This is a genomic window from Roseibium porphyridii (assembly GCF_026191725.2).
GTDB lineage: Bacteria > Pseudomonadota > Alphaproteobacteria > Rhizobiales > Stappiaceae > Roseibium > Roseibium porphyridii.
Genome location: NZ_CP120863.1, coordinates 1,791,061 through 1,807,940, shown reverse-complemented (window position 1 = coordinate 1,807,940; position 16,880 = coordinate 1,791,061). Strand labels below are relative to the sequence as shown.

Below are 16,880 nucleotides of genomic sequence, written 5' to 3'. Positions count from 1 at the left end.
TCGGGCTCTCGCTTGAAGAGCGCCCGATCAGATCGAGCCGATGGTCTTCAACTTGATGCGCGGATGCACTTCCGATTGACTCATGATCGTCGTATGCGCCCGGAAGCGCTCGACGATGGAGCGGACGAAGGGTCGGGTTTGCGGCGATGTCAGAAGCACGGGCACCTCGCCCTGCTGGGCTGCTTCTTCGAAAGCATCCCGCACTTTGCCGACGAACTCCTGCAACTTGCTTGGCTGCATGGCGAGCTGACGATCATCGCCTTCACCGACAATCGATTCCAGAAACGCCTGCTCCCATTGCGGCGACAAGGCGACCAGAGGCAGATATCCGCCGGGCGCAAGATTGGCTGCACAAATCTGTCTGCCGAGCCGCATGCGAACATGCTCTGCAATTGTATCCGTGTTGCGTGTCATGCCGGTTGCTTCTGACACGCCCTCCAGGATCGTGCCGAGATCGCGCACCGAAATTCGTTCATTGAGCAGCGCTTGCAGCACCCGCTGCAGACCGGACACGGTGATCTGCGAGGGCACAAGATCCTCAACGAGCTTGGCCTGTTCGCCTTGCAGTTCCTTCAGCAGCTTTTGAACATCACCATAAGTGAGCAACTCGCTGATATTGGCCTTGATCGTCTCGGTCAGGTGGGTGGACAAAACGGTTGCGGGATCGACCACCGTGTAACCACGCAAGGACGCATCTTCACGGTACTGCGCTTCGACCCAGGTTGCCGGCAATCCGAAAGTCGGTTCGGTCGTGTGCGTTCCTGGCAGCTTGACCTGACCGCCCGCCGGATCCATGACCATGAAGTGGTTCGGATAAAGAATGCCGCGCCCGGCTTCGACTTCCTTGACCTTGATGACATAGTCGTTCGCGCCAAGCTGGATATTGTCCAGAATGCGGACCGGCGGCATGATCACACCCATATCGCCGGCAACCTGCCGTCGAAGCGCCTTGATCTGCTCTGTAAGCACGTCACCATCGTTCTGTGCCTTGCCGTTGATCAGCGGCAACAAGGCATAGCCAAGCTCGATACGAAGCTCGTCCATTTTCAGAGCGTCTGTGATCGGCGGTTCGGGCGGTGGCTTCGGTGCGGCCTCAATGGCTTTCTTCTGCGCAACCTTGGCCGCTTCCTGTTTCTTGCCAGCGCTGATACGGAACGCGAGGTAACCGGCGACGCCTGCCAGACCGAAAAACGGTACCATCGGCATGCCGGGCAGAAGCGCCAAGATGACCATGACGGCTGCCGACATTCCGAGCGCTTTCGGATAACCGGTGAACTGGCTGGTCAGGGCCTTGTCTGCAGCACCGTGAACGCCGGCTTTTGAGACCAGAAGGCCAGCTGCAGTCGACACGATCAGTGCGGGAATTTGCGAAACAAGGCCATCACCGATGGTCAGAAGCGTATAGTTGTTGGCGGCCTCGGAAAATGACAGTTCCATCTGGGCCACGCCGATGAAGATGCCGCCCAGAATATTGATGAAGGTAATCAGAAGTCCGGCAATCGCATCGCCGCGCACGAATTTCGACGCACCGTCCATGGCACCGAAAAACGAGCTCTCATCTTCCAGCGCCTTGCGCCGTGACTTGGCTTCGCTCTCATCGATGAGACCTGCTGAGAGGTCAGCATCGATGGCCATCTGTTTGCCCGGCATTGCGTCGAGTGTAAACCTTGCGGCAACTTCTGCGATACGGCCGGAACCTTTGGTGATGACGACAAAGTTCACAATCACCAGGATCGCAAACACGATGATCCCAATGACAAAGTTCCCACCCATGACAAGATTGCCGAAGGACTGAATGACATTCCCGGCCGCAGATGTTCCTTCGTGACCATTGGAAAGGATCAACCTGGTGGAGGCAATGTTCAGGCCGAGCCGCAGCATTGTTGCAATGAGCAGCACTGTCGGAAAAGAGGAGAATTCCAGCGGCTTTTGAATGAACAGCCCGGTCATCAAAATCAGGACCGAAAAGATGATCGACACCGCCAGGAACATGTCCAGCATGACCGGAGGCATCGGCAGGATCAAAAGCGTCAGGATGATCAGAATGCCGGTCGCAAGACCGACGTCACCCTTGCGGAGGGTGTCGATCAACTCCTGCATGCTCGGAAAACCCGCAAAAGCGCCACCGGCTTGAGGTGCTGCCGCCTTCTGCTCCGGTGCTGGTCCGCCCGGTCCGCCTTGTCCGCCTGCTGCCGTGTCCGACATTCTTATTCCGGTTCCTTAAAAGTGCTTCTGGTCAAAAGCTTTGAAACACCATTCGTCAGTCAACAATTGCCTTGTCGAATCTTCACGCTCGTGCTTCACCGGGGCTGGGTACACTGACGCCCTCGTCCGTATATTGGTTCAGCTTGTTGCGAAGCGTACGGATGGAAATGCCCAGGATTTTCGCAGCATGGGTTCGGTTGCCAAGGCAATGATCCAGTGTGTCCAGAATGAGATCCCGTTCAACGTCCGCAACAGTGCGGCCAACAAAGGATCTGGTTACCGCTTCCGCTGTTTGCGCGGCACGTTCCGCAGGGCTCCTGGAAATGGCGAGCGGTGTACCATCCGGCATGCGGATCGCCTCAACGCCTATCTCTGCACCGGATGCCAACAGGACAGCCCGGTGCATCGTGTTTTCAAGCTCGCGCACATTGCCCGGCCAGGGATTGGCCATCAGCGCCTGTCGCGCTTCACCCGCAACGTTGCGCTGTGGGACTCCATTGGCTTCCGAATAGTGCTTGATGAAGAACAGCGCGAGTTCCATGATATCTGCCGGACGTTCACGCAGCGCAGGCAGTTTCAGGTTCACCACGTTCAGCCGGAACAAAAGGTCCTCACGGAACTGCCCCTGTCGGACGCTTTCGGCAAGATCCCGGTTGGATGTCGCCAAAATTCTGATATTGACCGGTACAGGACGCGTGCCGCCAACCCGGTCAATGACCCGCTCCTGAATGGCTCGCAACAGTTTTGCCTGCAGGCGCACATCCATTTCTGAAATCTCATCGAGAAGCAGGGTACCACCATCGGCTTCCTCGAATTTGCCAATCCTGCGGGCAACAGCTCCTGTGAACGCTCCCTTTTCATGCCCGAACAGCTCCGATTCCAGAAGATGTTCCGGGATCGCCGCGCAATTGATCGAAATGAATGGCTTCGACGCGCGGTTGGAGCACTTGTGGACGTGTCGTGCAATAACTTCCTTGCCCGTTCCGCTCTCACCGGTAATCAGCACCGAGGCCTCGGAAGGAGCCACCTGCTCAGCCAACTTCACGACGCTGGCCATCGCTTCGTCACGGTAGATAAGATCACCGCGCTCCTGGGCGACGGCTGCCAGAACCGCAGCGATCATTTCCGGGTCCGGCGGCAGCGGAATGTATTCCTTGGCACCGGCACGAATGGCTGAAACTGCTGCCTGTGCGTCCGTTTCGACGCCACAGGCAACCACCGGAACATGAACCCGTTCGTTCTGTAGTTTCGTGATCAGGCCGGCAATGTCCAGATGGACCTCGACCATCATCAGATCGGCGCCGCGCCCGGATCTGAGGACTTTCAGAGCACCTTCCACATCGTCTGCGTGGGTGACTTGCGCACCGCCCTGCATCGCAATTTTCGATGCCGTCGTCAGCTGTCCGCCAAGTGTTCCGACAATTAAGAGACGCATCCGCTTTTCTTCCTATCGATCCGTCTTGATGATTTCCGTCATGGTCACTCCGAGCTTGTCCTCAACAAGGACAACCTCGCCGCGCGCCACCAGCCGGTCATTCACATAGATATCAATCGCCTCGCCAACCTTGCGGTCCAGCTCCAGAACGGTTCCGGAAGCCAGTTTCAAGAGGTCGGAGACATGCATGCGCGAGTGTCCGAGCACCGCAGAAATTCGAACGGGCACGTCAAAAACGGCTTCAAGGTCGGCAGCGGATTGCGGCGCATGCACTTCGTCTTCTTCCAGACTGCGCTGCGGCGCTTCCAACTCGTCGAGCGGAATGCTGTGTTCCTGCTCTTCGCCTATCTGTTCGTCACTCATACGTCAGTCCCTTTCTCCGCCGACGTGTCGGACACTTGTGCCTTCTTCGCGGTGCCGCGGGCCCTCAAAAAAGACCGAATGGAAGTGTCGATCTCTGCTTCAAGAGCCTTCCGGTCGCGCCGAATGCCACCATCCGCCCATTCGATATGGCAATCGCCTCGGCTGATTTCGGGTTCCCCCAAAATGACAAGGCGGCCTTCAAAACCCTTTTCATGGACAATCGGATCCACTTTCGACTTCAGCGCCTCAACATCCTTTTCCGCAATGCGGATCACAAGATGAGGCGCCTTGCGAAGCGGACCCAGGCATTCTGACACCAATGCCACGGCTTCGGCCAGCGGTTGACGCGCGATCAGGTGGGCGCACAGTCGTCTAGCCACAAGAAATGCAAGGCCAATCGCATCTTTTTCTCGTGCGGCCTGTTGTTCGTCCAGAGAGTGCACGACGTCGCCGACAGCGACGACGAGGCGATTCACTTCTTCTGTTAGCAGAGTCTCCTGTTTGGTCTGCAAGTCCTGAAGCGCCTTTATCCGGCCTTCCTCGAAAGCCTGAGCCTTGGCCTTCTCCAGAATTTCCTCATGCTGGGCGACAGGGATCTTCGGGATTTCCGGCTCAGGCGGAGCAACGATCTCCGGCTCCTCTTCCTGAGCGGAAAAGTCCATGTCAAACAGAAATTTGGACGGGTTCGTCATGCTTCCCATTCTGTTGTAAGTTCGGTTTGGCTGCTGCATCAGTAGATAATCTCGTCGTCACCCTTGGACTTGGAGATCAAGATCTCGCCCTTCGCCGCCAGGTCCTTTGCCTTGTTCACCATGCTTGTCTGAGCTTCGTCGACATCACGCAGCCTTACGGGCCCAAGTGCATCCATGTCGTCCTGAAGCAATTTGGCCGCGCGCGAAGACATGTTGCCGAAGAAGAAGTCGCGCGCCGTATCGGTTGAGCCCTTCAATGCAATGGCCAGCTGATCTTTTTCTACGTGGCGCAGAAGTGTCTGACAGCTTGCTGCGTCCAGTTTCAGGAGATCGTCGAAAGTGAACATCAACGTCTTGATGCGGTCGGCGGCTTCACGGTTGTCTTCTTCAAGCGCCGCAAGGAACCTGGCTTCCGTTTGTCTGTCGAAATTATTGAAGATGTCGGCCATCATCTCGTGGCTGTCGCGCCTGGAGGTGTTGGTCAGGTTTGACATGAACTCTACCCTGAGGGTCTGTTCGACCTTCTCAAGAACTTCCTTTTGCACGGCGTCCATGCGCAGCATGCGGCTGACCACTTCAAGAGCCAGTTCCTCGGGTAGGATGCCAAGCACCCGTGCGGCATGATCTGAATTGATCTTGGAAAGAACCACCGCCACAGTTTGCGGGTATTCGTTCTTCAGATAGTTGGCCAGAACATTTTCTTGCACATTGGAGAGTTTCTCCCACATGTTGCGCCCGGCAGGACCACGGATCTCCTCCATGATGACGCTGACCTTGTCGCCGGGCAGAAAGTTCGCCAACAACCGCTCCGTCGCATCGACGTTGCCCGTCAAGGCTCCCTTTGAGCTGACCCTGCGGACAAAGTCCTTGAAAAGATCTTCCAGCATATTCGGCGTGACCGGCCCGAGATTGGCCATTGCAGCCGAAACCTGACGAACTTCGATCTCATCCAGCTTCGACCAGATCGGCGTACCGTGGGACTCGCCGAGCGCCAGCAACAGAACAGCTGCACGCTCCGCACCTTTAAGGTCGCGGTCTTCCTCGTCTAAGCTGACCTGAAGCTGTTGTTGGAGTTGATCGCTCACGCTCAGGCCGCCTGTTCATCCAGCCAACCGCGGACGATGTTGACCGCTTCGGTTGGGTGATCCTTGATCATGTCGCCCACTTTGGCGATCGAACTTGCCTGCATTGCGCCTTCCTGCTTGGCCTGCTCCAGCCACTCGATAACAAACTCGTCCTCAGCCTCATCCTCCTGCGGCACATCCGTTTCCACGACCAACGTGCCATCGGGACCGATCATCAACTCCTGCGGTTGCTTTTCCTCAGGCGTTACGATGCGACGCAGCAGTGGGCGAACCACAAAGAGAAGAAGAAGAACTGCGATCAGGAAGAGAACACCAAGCTCTGCGAAGCGAATGATGTCATCGCGTGTGAAGTCGAAAAGACCATCGCTTTCGGCCAGAAGATCTTCCTGCGGGGGCAGCGCGAATTGCAGATTGACGACTTCAACCAGGTCGCCGCGCTCTTCGTCGAAGCCAATTGCGGAGCGCACCAGCACTGCAATCCGGTCCAGCGTTTCCTGCGAACGCGGTGTATAGACAGGATCACCATTGCCGTCAGGCTGATAGGTGCCATCAACAAGCACTGCAACGGAAAGACGGTTGATTTGACCGGCCTCGATAACCTCTGTCCGTGTCGAGCGCGAAATCTCGTAGTTCACAATCTCTTCGGTAACGCTTGTGGTATCGCGGTCGCCGCCCTGACCGACATCGCCTTCGGCTTGCGGCAGCTGATTTCCAACTGTGACTTGTCCATTGCGAGAAATCGCCGAACTCGCCTCTTCCTTGGTTTGCGTGGACCGAACGACCTGCCCTTCCGGGTCGAAGGTTTCCGTCGTTTCGGTCAAACGGTTGTAGTCGACTTCGGCATTGACCCGAACACGTGCGCGACCCGGCCCAACGATGGAATTCAAAATCTCCTCGACTTGATTGCGCAAACGTCCTTCGATCGCCTGGTTACGCTCTTGCAGTGAGGCGGTCAGCATGCCGTCTTCGTCATTGCCAACACCGGACGCCAGCAGTCGGCCTGTTTCGTCGACAATGGAAACACGATCCGGATCAAGCCCGTCGACGGCCGTTGCCACAAGATGCTGCACAGCGCGGATCTCGCCGGGACCAAGCGCGCCACGCACACTCAGAACGATGGATGCTGAAGGCGGACGGCGGTCTTTCTGAAACAACTGCCGCTCAGGAATGACGAGATGAACCCGCGCTGCACGAATACGATCAAGCGAACCGATGGTTCGTGACAACTCGCCTTCCATCGCACGCAAGTGGTTGATGTTCTGAACAAAGCTGGTTGCACCCAGAGTATCGGTGCGGTCAAAAATCTCGTAACCGATCGAACCACCTGTCGGCAGACCTTCTGCGGCAAGCTGCATCCGCAAACGTGCAACCTGTTCTTTCGCGACCAGAATGGTTGCGCCCTGACGGGTCAGTTTGAATTGGACACCCTGGCTTTCAAGCTGTGTGACGATGGCAGCTGAATCTTCCAGGGTCAGCTCGTTGTAGAGCGTCGTCATCTGGGGAGACGTGACCCGGAAGATAATGAACGCGAAAACGCCGATCAGGATCGCCGCAACTGCTCCCATGGCAGCAATACGTGCTGGTCCCAACGCTTTTATGAATTCAATCAGTCCGTTCACGAGTGCCCGCCCGCATCTGAAGCATGTCTAAAGCTGTTATTGTTGGAGTCGGTTCGACACACCACACTCCTGATGGGCAAAATTTGCCGCCCAGATGGTTAACAAGCAGTTAACGATTATGTCGCCAAAGCGACGAATTGGCGGCTTTCTGCGGAAACGGCGTGTGCAAAATGCGACGGAAGTGGGGAAAAACTGCCTACTTTATTAATTTTTGGATAAGTTCCAACAAAACGGCAATATCAAATCATCAACAAAAAAGGCCGGCGCAGCCGACCTTCTTCAAGCACGCCCTTCGCGTGCCCGGATATTAAATTGTGCCTTGAGGATCAGGCGCGATATTGCTGGATGCGCGTTGCCCGCAGCCCGGCAAGACCGTGCTTCTCAATAGAGCTTTGCCAGGAGAGGAACTCCTCTACCGTCAGAGTGTATCTCTGGCAGGCTTCTTCAAGGGATAGAAGGCCCCCACGAACGGCAGCTACCACTTCAGCTTTGCGGCGGATAACCCACCGCTTTGTCGAAGTCGGAGGCAAGTCTGCTATAGTAAGCGGACTACCATCGGGCCCGATGACATATTTTACACGCGAACGAATATGTTCGGTCATTGTACTCTCACACTAACCATGACCAAGGTTCAATTGAGACTACATGACGACGCTTAACAAACGCCTAAAGCAAAATTGTGTTTTTATTAACTATAGAATCTAAATTTAGTGAATGATATTTAGGATTCTACAAAGATAATCATTCAATTGTTTAACTAATGAATATGGTTTTATTAACCATAATTACTATCTCGTGCAAATTGCAACGCAATCCGGTTAACCAGTGCAAATGGCATCAGGTCCAAGAGACCAGGTTTGAGATTTTTCTTGAGCAAAGCAACGGTCTCTACCGAACGCATTGAAGAACGTCCGGTCACGCGGCCGGCTGAAATACAGCGAGATTTCAGGTTTGAGCAAGCAGCCTCAATGGTGGGCCTCAGCTTGGCCTGGACACTGAGAGCACCGACGAGACAGGTACACTTCGCCCATCGACACTTAGTACCGCCGAGCCGCTTGACCAGTCGACGCTGTCGACAATGCCGGAGACTGCGGTCGTGACTTTTTCCGGACGGCTGTTGGCATCCCTCAGATCGAACGAGATCGAATAAACACCATCAGCCGCATCGGTTCCCGCATCGGTCTGTCCCGCCCAATTGAATGTGCCCGATCCGGCTTTAAGCTCGACTTCGCCGCTATACACAAGATCGCCACTCGAATTGCGGATCTCAAAGCTGCCTGAAGCGTCTTCTTGCAGCTCGTACCCCCAACTGGCGGCACTGCCGGACAGCAAGGTGCTGGACGCATCTGCGGTAATCTCGTTCCCGATATAGCTGACATAGCTCATGCTCTGGTTGGACTCCAGAGAAGCTATGATGCTTTCGAGGTTCTTGTTCTGCTGAATGGATTGCTCGACGTTGGAATATTGAACCAGCTGATTTGTGTACTCAGCTGAATCCATTGGATCGAGCGGATCCTGGTTCTGGATCTGCGTTGTCAGAATGCTCAGGAACAGCTCATAATTCGCCATCAAGCCGTTCTGGCTTGTCGTGCTGGCGCTTTCAGCGGCCGTCGACGTTGCAGAAGAAATTACAGTCATTGTCAGCTCCTGGGGCGCAGTCCCGCCCCACCTTAGATTTTCAGATCAAGACCACCGCGTTGCTGGGCAAGCGTCATGCGCACGATGTCCTCGACTTCAGGCTCCAGCTCCGCAGCCTCTGCTCCATTGGCGTCGTTCCTGCCAGCGGGCTGGTCACCCTGGCCATTTCCGGACGCAAATTGTTGTTCGCCATCCCGCTTCAGAGAAAACTGCAGATTGTCTGAATCCGGGTTCAGACCCGCAGCTTCCAAAGCGCGTTCAAGCCCACGTTGGTCGCGCAGGAACATGTCGAGTGTTTCCGGCCTCTCAACGATCAGGTGCGCCTGCACGCTTCCGTCCGAGCCCACCTTCATATTGACTTCAACCCGCCCGAGTTCAGGCGGATCGAACCGCATCTGGAAACGGGTCTGGCCGTTTTTCAGATTGCGGGCAATTTCCGCAGCCACCTGAGAGGCCACTTGTGCCGATTGAGCCTGATTAGGCGTTTGAAGGCTTTCAGTGCGCATCGCACCGGTAAGATCGCCACCCCGTACGGTCGCCGAACCGATTTCACTGCTCAAGCTCAGGTCAGCTGTGACCAGTGAGAGATCAGGTTTTTCCGTCGTCACACCGGCGGACACTGCAGCAGCTGCTGCTGCCGGCAGTGCTCCGTTTGCCAGGCGTGCCTCCGGACGTGGTCCTGCGTCAGCGCTCGTGTTTGCTGCAACCGGTCTCTCTCTTGAAGTCTCTGCGTTGACATCAGGCGCTGCATTGCCAGCCACTTTCGCATTGGCCTTGTCGGCCTGAGGAGATGCTTCGGTAACCGGCTGCACCAAGGCATCTGAGCTCTTCAAGCCTTTGTTTGGTGGCGCTGCCTGCGGAGCCACATCAGCGGCTCCGGAAGGAATTCCAGCGTCTTTGGCCTGACTTGCAGGGCTCGCCTGCGTCGCAAGCGTCGGCTTCTGCTCTACTCCGTCCTGTTTCAGAAGTTGCGGCAGCTGCGCACCATCATCATTCGAGACAAGGGGTGTCGAAACTCCGACGGATGGCTTTGCCGTCTCTCCTGCCGGGCGAAGCAATTCAACAGCCTGACCCTTTTCAGGCCCACCTTCCTTCAAGGATGCACTTGCCAGCATCAAGTCACCCTCACTCGGCACTGCGCCGGATACCGGCTGCACTGGCGATTGAATGCTCTGCTGCTGTACGACCTGCTTTGACCCCGCACCAGGGGTTGACGCTCGGAATTCTTCCGGCAACTCGGATTGCCAACGACGCGTATTTGTTGAAACGGGGACAGGAACATCTTGCCCCGTATCAACTCCCGCCTGACCTCCCTGCAGCGGTGCTGCGGGCCCGGCCTGACCGGCCGCGCTCGACACCGGACGAACTGGCTCAGGCAAGCCCGTGCCAAAAGCCGGCACTGACCCGGCCGATAGACCGTTCGCTGCCCCCGAAACGCCGGCACTGGCAACCAGCGCCTGGCCGGAATTGCTTGCACCGACACCGGCCGCGCCGGTAGTAGAAGCTGCGCCGGACACACCTCCCTCAGGCACGAGTGCAGAGAAACCTGTCTCAACGCTCGGCAGAGTTGACAGCGCCAACAGCGGGTCGGCAGCTCCTTCTTCATTTTCCGGCAGATCCTCAGAGGATATTTCCTGCCCAGGCTGCGCCTCTACCGCTTCAGCCGGCAATTGACTGGCGCCAGCTTCATCAAGTGCGCCCAGCGCGACATCCACAAGGCTCGCACCATCTCCGGCTGGCGTTACAGATACCGCATCAGCCAGGGACGGAACCTTCGTGCCTTCCGCCTCCGCACCTGCAAGACCCGCATCGAGCAGGGAAAGCCGACCCTCCGGACCAAGAGATTGACCAGCAGACCCGACGTCGCCGACCTCAAGCGCCCCAAGCTCGCGCGCAAAGTTGGAGACCTTGCCGCCAACACCAGGTATTTGGACCGAACCACCCAGACTGCTTGCACCGGCAGCCAGGGCATTGGCCGAAACATCATTCGTCATTCCAAATGGCAGCACATTTGCCCCCAATTCGCTTACCCGCCACAGCAGGCACATTTCATCACCGGATTGAAAGCAAGCACCGGGCCAGTTTTCAAACACTGGACAAACCATTGAAAAATATAAACTAAAATATGCCTTCTCTGTTATAAACCGAAAAAGCAGGCGGCAAGCTTTGCCGATCCGGCAAAGCGTGCCTGCCATGCGGGGGATGCAATTGGCAGACGCCGGGCTTATCTGTATAGTGCCGCCGAATTTGAAAAGACAAAGGATCTGAGCGGCCGGCAAAAATCCATAGTGGAGACCGGGACCGCTGTTGTCGGCACAAAGCGGTGCCGGTCAGGTTGATCCGTCAGAACTTCTGGAAGTTGAATTTATGCGAAACAGTCTGGATCTTCCCGGCCGCCCAGAAGACACGCGTGTCGTCGTTGCCATGTCAGGTGGCGTCGACAGTTCAGTCGTCGCGGCGCTGATGAAGGCAGAAGGATATGACGTCATTGGCGTCACGCTGCAGCTTTACGACCATGGCGCTGCCGTGGCCAAGGCAAAATCCTGCTGCGCCGGTGTCGACATTCACGATGCGCGAAGGGCTGCGGAAAAGATCGGAATTCCGCATTACGTGCTGGACTATGAGAGCCGCTTCAAGGAACAGGTGATGGACCGGTTCGCCGACAGCTACATTGCCGGCGAAACACCGATCCCGTGTGTCTCCTGCAACCAGACGGTCAAGTTCACCGATCTGCTGAAGACCGCACGCGACCTCGGTGCGGATGCCCTTGCCACCGGACACTATGTGCGCTCGTCCCAGAAGGGCAACAAGCGGGCGCTCTTCCGCCCGACGGATCTTGACCGTGACCAGAGCTACTTTCTGTTCGCAACAACACAGGAGCAGCTTGATTTCGTGCGCTTTCCCCTTGGTGGTATGCCGAAGGAGAAAGTCCGTGAACTCGCGGCCGAGTTCGGCCTGTCCGTTGCCAACAAACCTGACAGCCAGGACATCTGTTTTGTGCCCGACGGTGACTATGCTTCTGTGATCCGCAAGCTGCGTCCCAACGCGGCTGAGCCTGGCGACATTGTTCACATGGACGGACGCGTCTTGGGCCGGCACGAAGGGATCATTCATTTCACGATCGGTCAGCGGCGCGGCATAGGCGTGGCGACAGGCGAGCCGCTTTATGTGGTCCGGCTAGACGCGGACGACCGGCGCGTGGTGGTAGGGCCAAGAGAAGCCTTGGCGACCCGGACCATCCTCTTGCGCGAGACCAACTGGATCGGCGATCAGCCATTGGATGAAGGCGACGAAATCGAAGTCTTTGCCAAGGTCCGCTCAACCCGTCCGCCGGCACCTGCAACGGTTCGGATCCTGAACGGAAAGGCCTTTGTCGACCTTGCAAACGGCGAAACAGGCGTTGCACCCGGTCAGGCCTGCGTTTTCTTTGACGGCGATGATGAAACCGCAAGGGTTCTTGGGGGCGGCTGGATCCATAAAACCGAGCGCACCGGCGAACAGGCCATTGATTTTCCACAAGCGAACGCCCCGGTTTCGGCTGCTTGAGAAGCTGCAAAAAAGAATGCAGGCGGGCGCTCATTCAACGCTTGACGCCCGCCTGCCCGCTCACTATAAGCACCCCACATCGCGCGGACCTTACAAGGTCTTGCCGCTTTGTATGGCGGAGTAGCTCAGCTGGTTAGAGCAGCGGAATCATAATCCGCGTGTCGGGGGTTCAAGTCCCTCCTCCGCTACCATCAATCCCCCGACCCTTTGATGCCGTTTGGATGGCGTCTAACGATCTGCCGAACCAAGATGCCAAATTATCCCTGCATGGGACGTTGCGCATTTCTGGGCAAGTTGACGTCAATCTCGCTTCTGCTCATGGCAATTTCAGCAAAATAGACTGGTCGCTCAGTGATTTTCTAGCATTCGGCGATATCTTGAACTTCGTTTCTTTCGAGGAATTTTTGCTCGGATGCTCTGATCGATGGCCGGCCTGATATTCGGTTCCCCAACCAGCCAAATTCGGTGCCTGCATTCGATATGCTTGGTAAAATAGGTTCTGGCGATATCTTTTTGAACTGACCATCCACGTATTCGGCAATTGCAAACCGAAAGATGTAGCTTGGTGTTAAACCCAGGCGATAGTCAGAGGCGATAATTCTGCCGTCGATCAGATCTGTCCTGACAAAGCCATCGCTGAACCAGACCATCTTTTGATATTCAGGATCATCGAGAACACACGAAACGAGAGCAGAATCAAACTCATGCTTATAAACGACGGCATCGTGATCATCATCGAAGAGCGACACATATAAATTGTAATATTCACCGTCCGCCTGCCCAATCACACGCCAAAGAAGTGTGTTGAAGGGTGTGACGACCGTCTTCACGTTTGTTACGTCGATACCTCGTTCGGCGAAAATGGATTTGCCCCGCGCGTGAACATGTTGTTGGACGATCAAGCCCCAGACCAGATAGCCGGTGCTGAAAACGAGTGACGCTACAAGTATCCTTTTCAAGCCGGCTGACCAGTTTGTACTGGCGATTGCCCACGCGACGGCGACAAGCAACGGCACAGTGAAAACAGGATCAATAATAAAGATGGAACCTGTCCCGACAGGATCTGGGAAGAATGGCCAGAACACCCGTGCGCCGTAGGCGTTCATTGAATCGAGAAGCGCGTGGGTCGTCAGACACAGGAAAACGGTCATCCAAACGAGTATCCGGTTACCCTGAAGAGATTTGAACAAACGGAGAATCAATTCACCAATCACCGGAGCTGCAACAGCATGAATGAAGAACGAATGCGACCAGCCGCGATGATAGACAAATTGATCAATCTTCGTCTCAAACGGGATCAAGACATCCAGGTCTGGCAAGGTTCCCAGCAGTCCCCCGATCAAAACGGCTTTTCTGGGTCCCAGTTTCGATCCAAGGCAAGCGGCAGAGATTGCTGCCCCGAACGTAAATTGTGTTAGTGAGTCCATAATCTACGTACTCTCCAGAGATATGCTCAGTCTTCGATCTCGCTTCACAATACGGTCAATGCGGATTTTGCATCGTGTGAGAGACGTGCTCGATGGCGGTGTATCTATGTGCGCAAAACCAGCCGTTTATGGCTGCCGCAGTCATCTTTCGAACGGGGCAAATTGCTGGAATGCTGTTTGGGACAAGAAATGCCAGGCCAATAGGAAAACACCCCAAACTGTGAGAAAAATGCGGGATCACATACAATTTTCTTCGACGGCAGGACTGTCGTCTGCCCGTCAAGCCTGGTGCAAGTCCTGATCATCTCGGTGGGATCGTCAATGGTAGACTTAGCGCTAAAAGTGTTTTTCATTTCGCATAACCACGCACCTACTTTGCCCGTAATTTCCAAGTGAGCCGGATGGCTGTTCATTTGCTGACCTGCAAACAATTCAATTCACTGGGCGCGACGTCCAAACGTCTACCGCCTCTTGACGCCCGCGGATCTCATAGTGGCCCGCCCTGTAAAGACCCGGTGCAACATCAAACGGATCCGCTGCGCTGGCCCTGACGGCCGCAATCAACTCATTGCTGACGACGAACTCTGTGCCGATCTTGCGTGTTAACTTTTCCATCCGGCTGGCAACATTCACGGTGTCACCAAGAACCGTGTATTCCAGCTTGTGTTCATCACCGATATTGCCAACAACGGCGGGACCGTAATGTACGCCAATTCCGACACCCACCGGCGGGTCACCAGCCCCTTCCCTTTCCGCGTTCCAGTCCCTGATTGTCTCTGCCATCTGTGCGGCGCATCTCAGAGCCCGAACAGCATCGTCAGGCCGGGAGCGTGGAGTGCCGAAATGAACCATCACGGCATCACCGATAAACTTGTCGATCGTTCCGTCTTGATCAAAGGCCACCTTGGCCAGGCGTCCGTGAAAGGTCCGCAACAGCGCGATGAGGTCCTGCGGCGGCAGCTTCTCTGAAATCGACGTGAAATCGACCATGTCCGCAAAAAGCACTGCAACGGGCCGGTTGCCAGGCTCATCAGGCTCCCAACGGCCCTCAGCAAATTCGCGGACGATATTTGGCGAGAAGTAACGCGATAGCATCGCTCGCTGCGCTTCTGCGGCCACCTGGCGGCGAACAAGTGCGCGCGATCGGACCACCACGATCGTAAGGATGACCGAAATCAGTATTAGAAACACCACTTGGTTCGATAGCCGGGCGAGACCGACGGCGTTCGGATCAAGTATCTTGGCGAGCGCTATCTCCGCACCCATGCCCTCATCGAGCACGTCTCCCGATGTGAAAGGGATGGCACCTTCTCGTGTCGCAACCCAGACATATCCAAGCGTCCAGGAACCAACAGCAGCAAACCCTGTCCAGATCACCAGCCCGGGTTTGTAGCTGAGTGCCATGCTGACGACGAAAACACCGAGGTAGAGGAACGCAGGCGTCCGCAGGTTCATCTGCTGCGTCCAACCTTCAAATTCAAAGGGAGTGGGAACGATCAGAACAAAACTAAGCGCCGCCGCATCAAGGAAAATGAACCCCAGCACCAGAAGTTTGTTTTCGGAGTATCGATGCCGTAGCGCGAACGGCACAATTCCAAGAAGTGCAAAGGCCAGGATCGCGCTCACATAAAGCAACGAACGTTCAAAAGGAAGCGTGAGCGATACCCATACGGCCAGGAGGAAAAGAACCGCGTTCCGTCCCCAGAAGACATAGGCAAGGCCGGATGCTTCCTCGCGCGCGATGGCTTCGCTCACGGACCGGGAGGTCATCGGTCGACGTGCGGGTTCAGAAGAATGCAAGTGTATCCCTTCGCACTGCGCTGGTATGGCGGCATTCCAATTGAACGAGATGTTTCGGCAGAAACACGCGATTTGTCTTAGCGGCGCTTGAGTGTGCTCAGAATTCTTCAGGAGCGCGACACAAGGTACTTGCCCGTAACGCTCAGGTAGAAAATGCATGGGTCGTTTCCGGTGCAAGTCACCGCATGAACCGCTGCTGCTTGAGAGCCAAAATAACTGCCCGGGTTGAGTAGTGTGGCCTCGCTTGCACCGGATACCTGATGCGTCGCGGATCCTTCAATAACGACGGCACGCAGCCAAGCGTTCCCGCCGGTGATCGTTCCTTCGAACCCGGCTGGCAGCTTTAGGAAAGATCCGTTTTTACCGACTTCCGAAAGATCTCCCCACAGAAACGCGATCCTGGCTTCATCCGATCCGGACGAAGTGCCCGGTACGTCGACCCAAGACACATCAGCTGCATCGATCCAGACAATGTTGTCTGCTTCAACGTTGACCGGAAATTCGCCATTTGCAAACGCCCGGTCCTTTGGCTGAACGAGATAGGGGCCTTGCTGGATCTCCAGAAATGCACTGGAAAGTCCCACATCTTCACGCGCGGCTGTGATGTGCGTTGCTCCGGCAGGCTGGGTCCAGAACGACCCCGGGCCCATCCACATAAGCTCCGCGGAGGGATCGTCATTGTGCACCGCTCCGCTGATGACCACGGCTCTATACGTGATGTTGTGTATGTGAGGTGGAGAACTGAAGCCTGGTTGGAACCGGATAATGGTTCCGGTTGGAACGTCTTCTCGGATGTCGCCCCACAAGACCCCAGCTTGCGGACCGGCATCACCACGAGCGGGGTTCAAGGGTTGAAAGGCGACTGCTTCGCGTGGCACTACCACGACCGTCTCCGACGATTTGGAGCCTTGTGAAGCGGCCAGAGGTACAGCAAGCGCACCGAAGACGGCCAAGGCGACAGCCAGGATGGAGAAGCGCATCGTGAAAATCCCGATTTTTGTACGGCAAAGACGCCGTCTTGATGTCTCCTCCTTTAAATAGGCTCCAGAAACCATTAATAATCCGCCGAA

13 protein-coding genes and 1 tRNA gene are annotated in these 16,880 nt (G+C 55.9%); 2 read left to right on the top strand and 12 right to left on the bottom strand.

The annotated features are described in order from the left end of the window. Positions 1–27 precede the first annotated feature (27 nt). From flhA to K1718_RS08295, 9 genes are all read right to left on the bottom strand, one after another. Positions 28–2,205 carry a flagellar biosynthesis protein FlhA gene (flhA, locus tag K1718_RS08335; RefSeq protein ID WP_152500495.1) on the bottom strand — a complete coding sequence of 726 codons (2,178 nt, stop codon included), beginning with the start codon at positions 2,203–2,205 and terminating at the stop codon, positions 28–30. A gap of 82 nt (positions 2,206–2,287) precedes the next feature. Next, positions 2,288–3,640, bottom strand: a complete 1,353-nt coding sequence (flbD, locus tag K1718_RS08330) for a sigma-54-dependent transcriptional regulator FlbD (RefSeq protein ID WP_152500494.1) — start codon at positions 3,638–3,640, stop codon at positions 2,288–2,290. A gap of 12 nt (positions 3,641–3,652) precedes the next feature. Then, positions 3,653–4,003, bottom strand: coding sequence for a flagellar motor switch protein FliN (gene fliN, locus K1718_RS08325; RefSeq protein WP_152500493.1), 351 nt, complete (start codon positions 4,001–4,003; stop codon positions 3,653–3,655). Beyond that, complete coding sequence (locus K1718_RS08320; protein WP_265683720.1) at positions 4,000–4,695, bottom strand: FliH/SctL family protein; 696 nt, start codon at positions 4,693–4,695, stop codon at positions 4,000–4,002. The genes fliN and K1718_RS08320 overlap by 4 nt, the downstream gene beginning before the upstream one ends. A gap of 38 nt (positions 4,696–4,733) precedes the next feature. Beyond that, entirely contained in the window at positions 4,734–5,780 is a 1,047-nt protein-coding gene (gene fliG / locus K1718_RS08315) for a flagellar motor switch protein FliG (RefSeq protein WP_152500491.1), read from the bottom strand. A 2-nt stretch (positions 5,781–5,782) separates the two neighbouring features. After that, complete coding sequence (gene fliF, locus K1718_RS08310) at positions 5,783–7,399, bottom strand: flagellar basal-body MS-ring/collar protein FliF (protein WP_265683714.1); 1,617 nt, start codon at positions 7,397–7,399, stop codon at positions 5,783–5,785. A 326-nt stretch (positions 7,400–7,725) separates the two neighbouring features. After that, complete coding sequence (gene sciP / locus K1718_RS08305; RefSeq protein ID WP_152500489.1) at positions 7,726–8,001, bottom strand: CtrA inhibitor SciP; 276 nt, start codon at positions 7,999–8,001, stop codon at positions 7,726–7,728. Positions 8,002–8,377: 376 nt separating this feature from the next. Next, on the bottom strand, positions 8,378–9,037 hold the full coding sequence (locus K1718_RS08300) for a flagellar hook assembly protein FlgD (protein WP_152500488.1): 660 nt from the start codon (positions 9,035–9,037) through the stop codon (positions 8,378–8,380). 32 nt (positions 9,038–9,069) lie between these two features. Beyond that, positions 9,070–11,085 carry a flagellar hook-length control protein FliK gene (locus K1718_RS08295; RefSeq protein WP_265683711.1) on the bottom strand — a complete coding sequence of 672 codons (2,016 nt, stop codon included), beginning with the start codon at positions 11,083–11,085 and terminating at the stop codon, positions 9,070–9,072. Between the two features lie 319 nt (positions 11,086–11,404). Between K1718_RS08295 and mnmA the strand changes: the two genes are divergently transcribed. Together mnmA and K1718_RS08285 are read left to right on the top strand one after the other, a co-directional pair. Beyond that, a complete protein-coding gene (gene mnmA / locus K1718_RS08290) occupies positions 11,405–12,583 on the top strand; it encodes a tRNA 2-thiouridine(34) synthase MnmA (protein WP_265684678.1) in 1,179 nt (392 codons plus the stop codon). Between the two features lie 114 nt (positions 12,584–12,697). Next, a tRNA-Met gene (locus K1718_RS08285) sits at positions 12,698–12,774 on the top strand. A 168-nt stretch (positions 12,775–12,942) separates the two neighbouring features. On the opposite strand, the gene K1718_RS08280 is transcribed toward K1718_RS08285, so the two are convergent. The 3 genes from K1718_RS08280 to K1718_RS08270 all read right to left on the bottom strand — a co-directional run bounded on the left by K1718_RS08280 (position 12,943) and on the right by K1718_RS08270 (position 16,790). After that, complete coding sequence (locus tag K1718_RS08280) at positions 12,943–14,010, bottom strand: metal-dependent hydrolase (protein ID WP_265683709.1); 1,068 nt, start codon at positions 14,008–14,010, stop codon at positions 12,943–12,945. Between the two features lie 432 nt (positions 14,011–14,442). After that, complete coding sequence (locus tag K1718_RS08275) at positions 14,443–15,780, bottom strand: adenylate/guanylate cyclase domain-containing protein (protein WP_265683708.1); 1,338 nt, start codon at positions 15,778–15,780, stop codon at positions 14,443–14,445. Positions 15,781–15,917: 137 nt separating this feature from the next. Then, on the bottom strand, positions 15,918–16,790 hold the full coding sequence (locus tag K1718_RS08270; RefSeq protein WP_265683706.1) for a DUF4437 domain-containing protein: 873 nt from the start codon (positions 16,788–16,790) through the stop codon (positions 15,918–15,920). Between the last annotated feature and the right edge of the window lie 90 nt (positions 16,791–16,880).

What these genes read in the sequence shown, in the direction of transcription:
- flhA (WP_152500495.1), bottom strand. Translation starts at nt 2,205, where the DNA reads ATGTCGGACACGGCAGCAGGCGGACAAGGCGGACCGGGCGGACCAGCA.
- flbD (WP_152500494.1), bottom strand. Translation starts at nt 3,640, where the DNA reads ATGCGTCTCTTAATTGTCGGAACACTTGGCGGACAGCTGACGACGGCA.
- fliN (WP_152500493.1), bottom strand. Translation starts at nt 4,003, where the DNA reads ATGAGTGACGAACAGATAGGCGAAGAGCAGGAACACAGCATTCCGCTC.
- K1718_RS08320 (WP_265683720.1), bottom strand. Translation starts at nt 4,695, where the DNA reads ATGACGAACCCGTCCAAATTTCTGTTTGACATGGACTTTTCCGCTCAG.
- sciP (WP_152500489.1), bottom strand. Translation starts at nt 8,001, where the DNA reads ATGACCGAACATATTCGTTCGCGTGTAAAATATGTCATCGGGCCCGAT.
- K1718_RS08300 (WP_152500488.1), bottom strand. Translation starts at nt 9,037, where the DNA reads ATGACTGTAATTTCTTCTGCAACGTCGACGGCCGCTGAAAGCGCCAGC.
- K1718_RS08295 (WP_265683711.1), bottom strand. Translation starts at nt 11,085, where the DNA reads ATGTGCCTGCTGTGGCGGGTAAGCGAATTGGGGGCAAATGTGCTGCCA.
- mnmA (WP_265684678.1), top strand. Translation starts at nt 11,405, where the DNA reads ATGCGAAACAGTCTGGATCTTCCCGGCCGCCCAGAAGACACGCGTGTC.
- K1718_RS08280 (WP_265683709.1), bottom strand. Translation starts at nt 14,010, where the DNA reads ATGGACTCACTAACACAATTTACGTTCGGGGCAGCAATCTCTGCCGCT.
- K1718_RS08275 (WP_265683708.1), bottom strand. Translation starts at nt 15,780, where the DNA reads ATGACCTCCCGGTCCGTGAGCGAAGCCATCGCGCGCGAGGAAGCATCC.
- K1718_RS08270 (WP_265683706.1), bottom strand. Translation starts at nt 16,790, where the DNA reads ATGCGCTTCTCCATCCTGGCTGTCGCCTTGGCCGTCTTCGGTGCGCTT.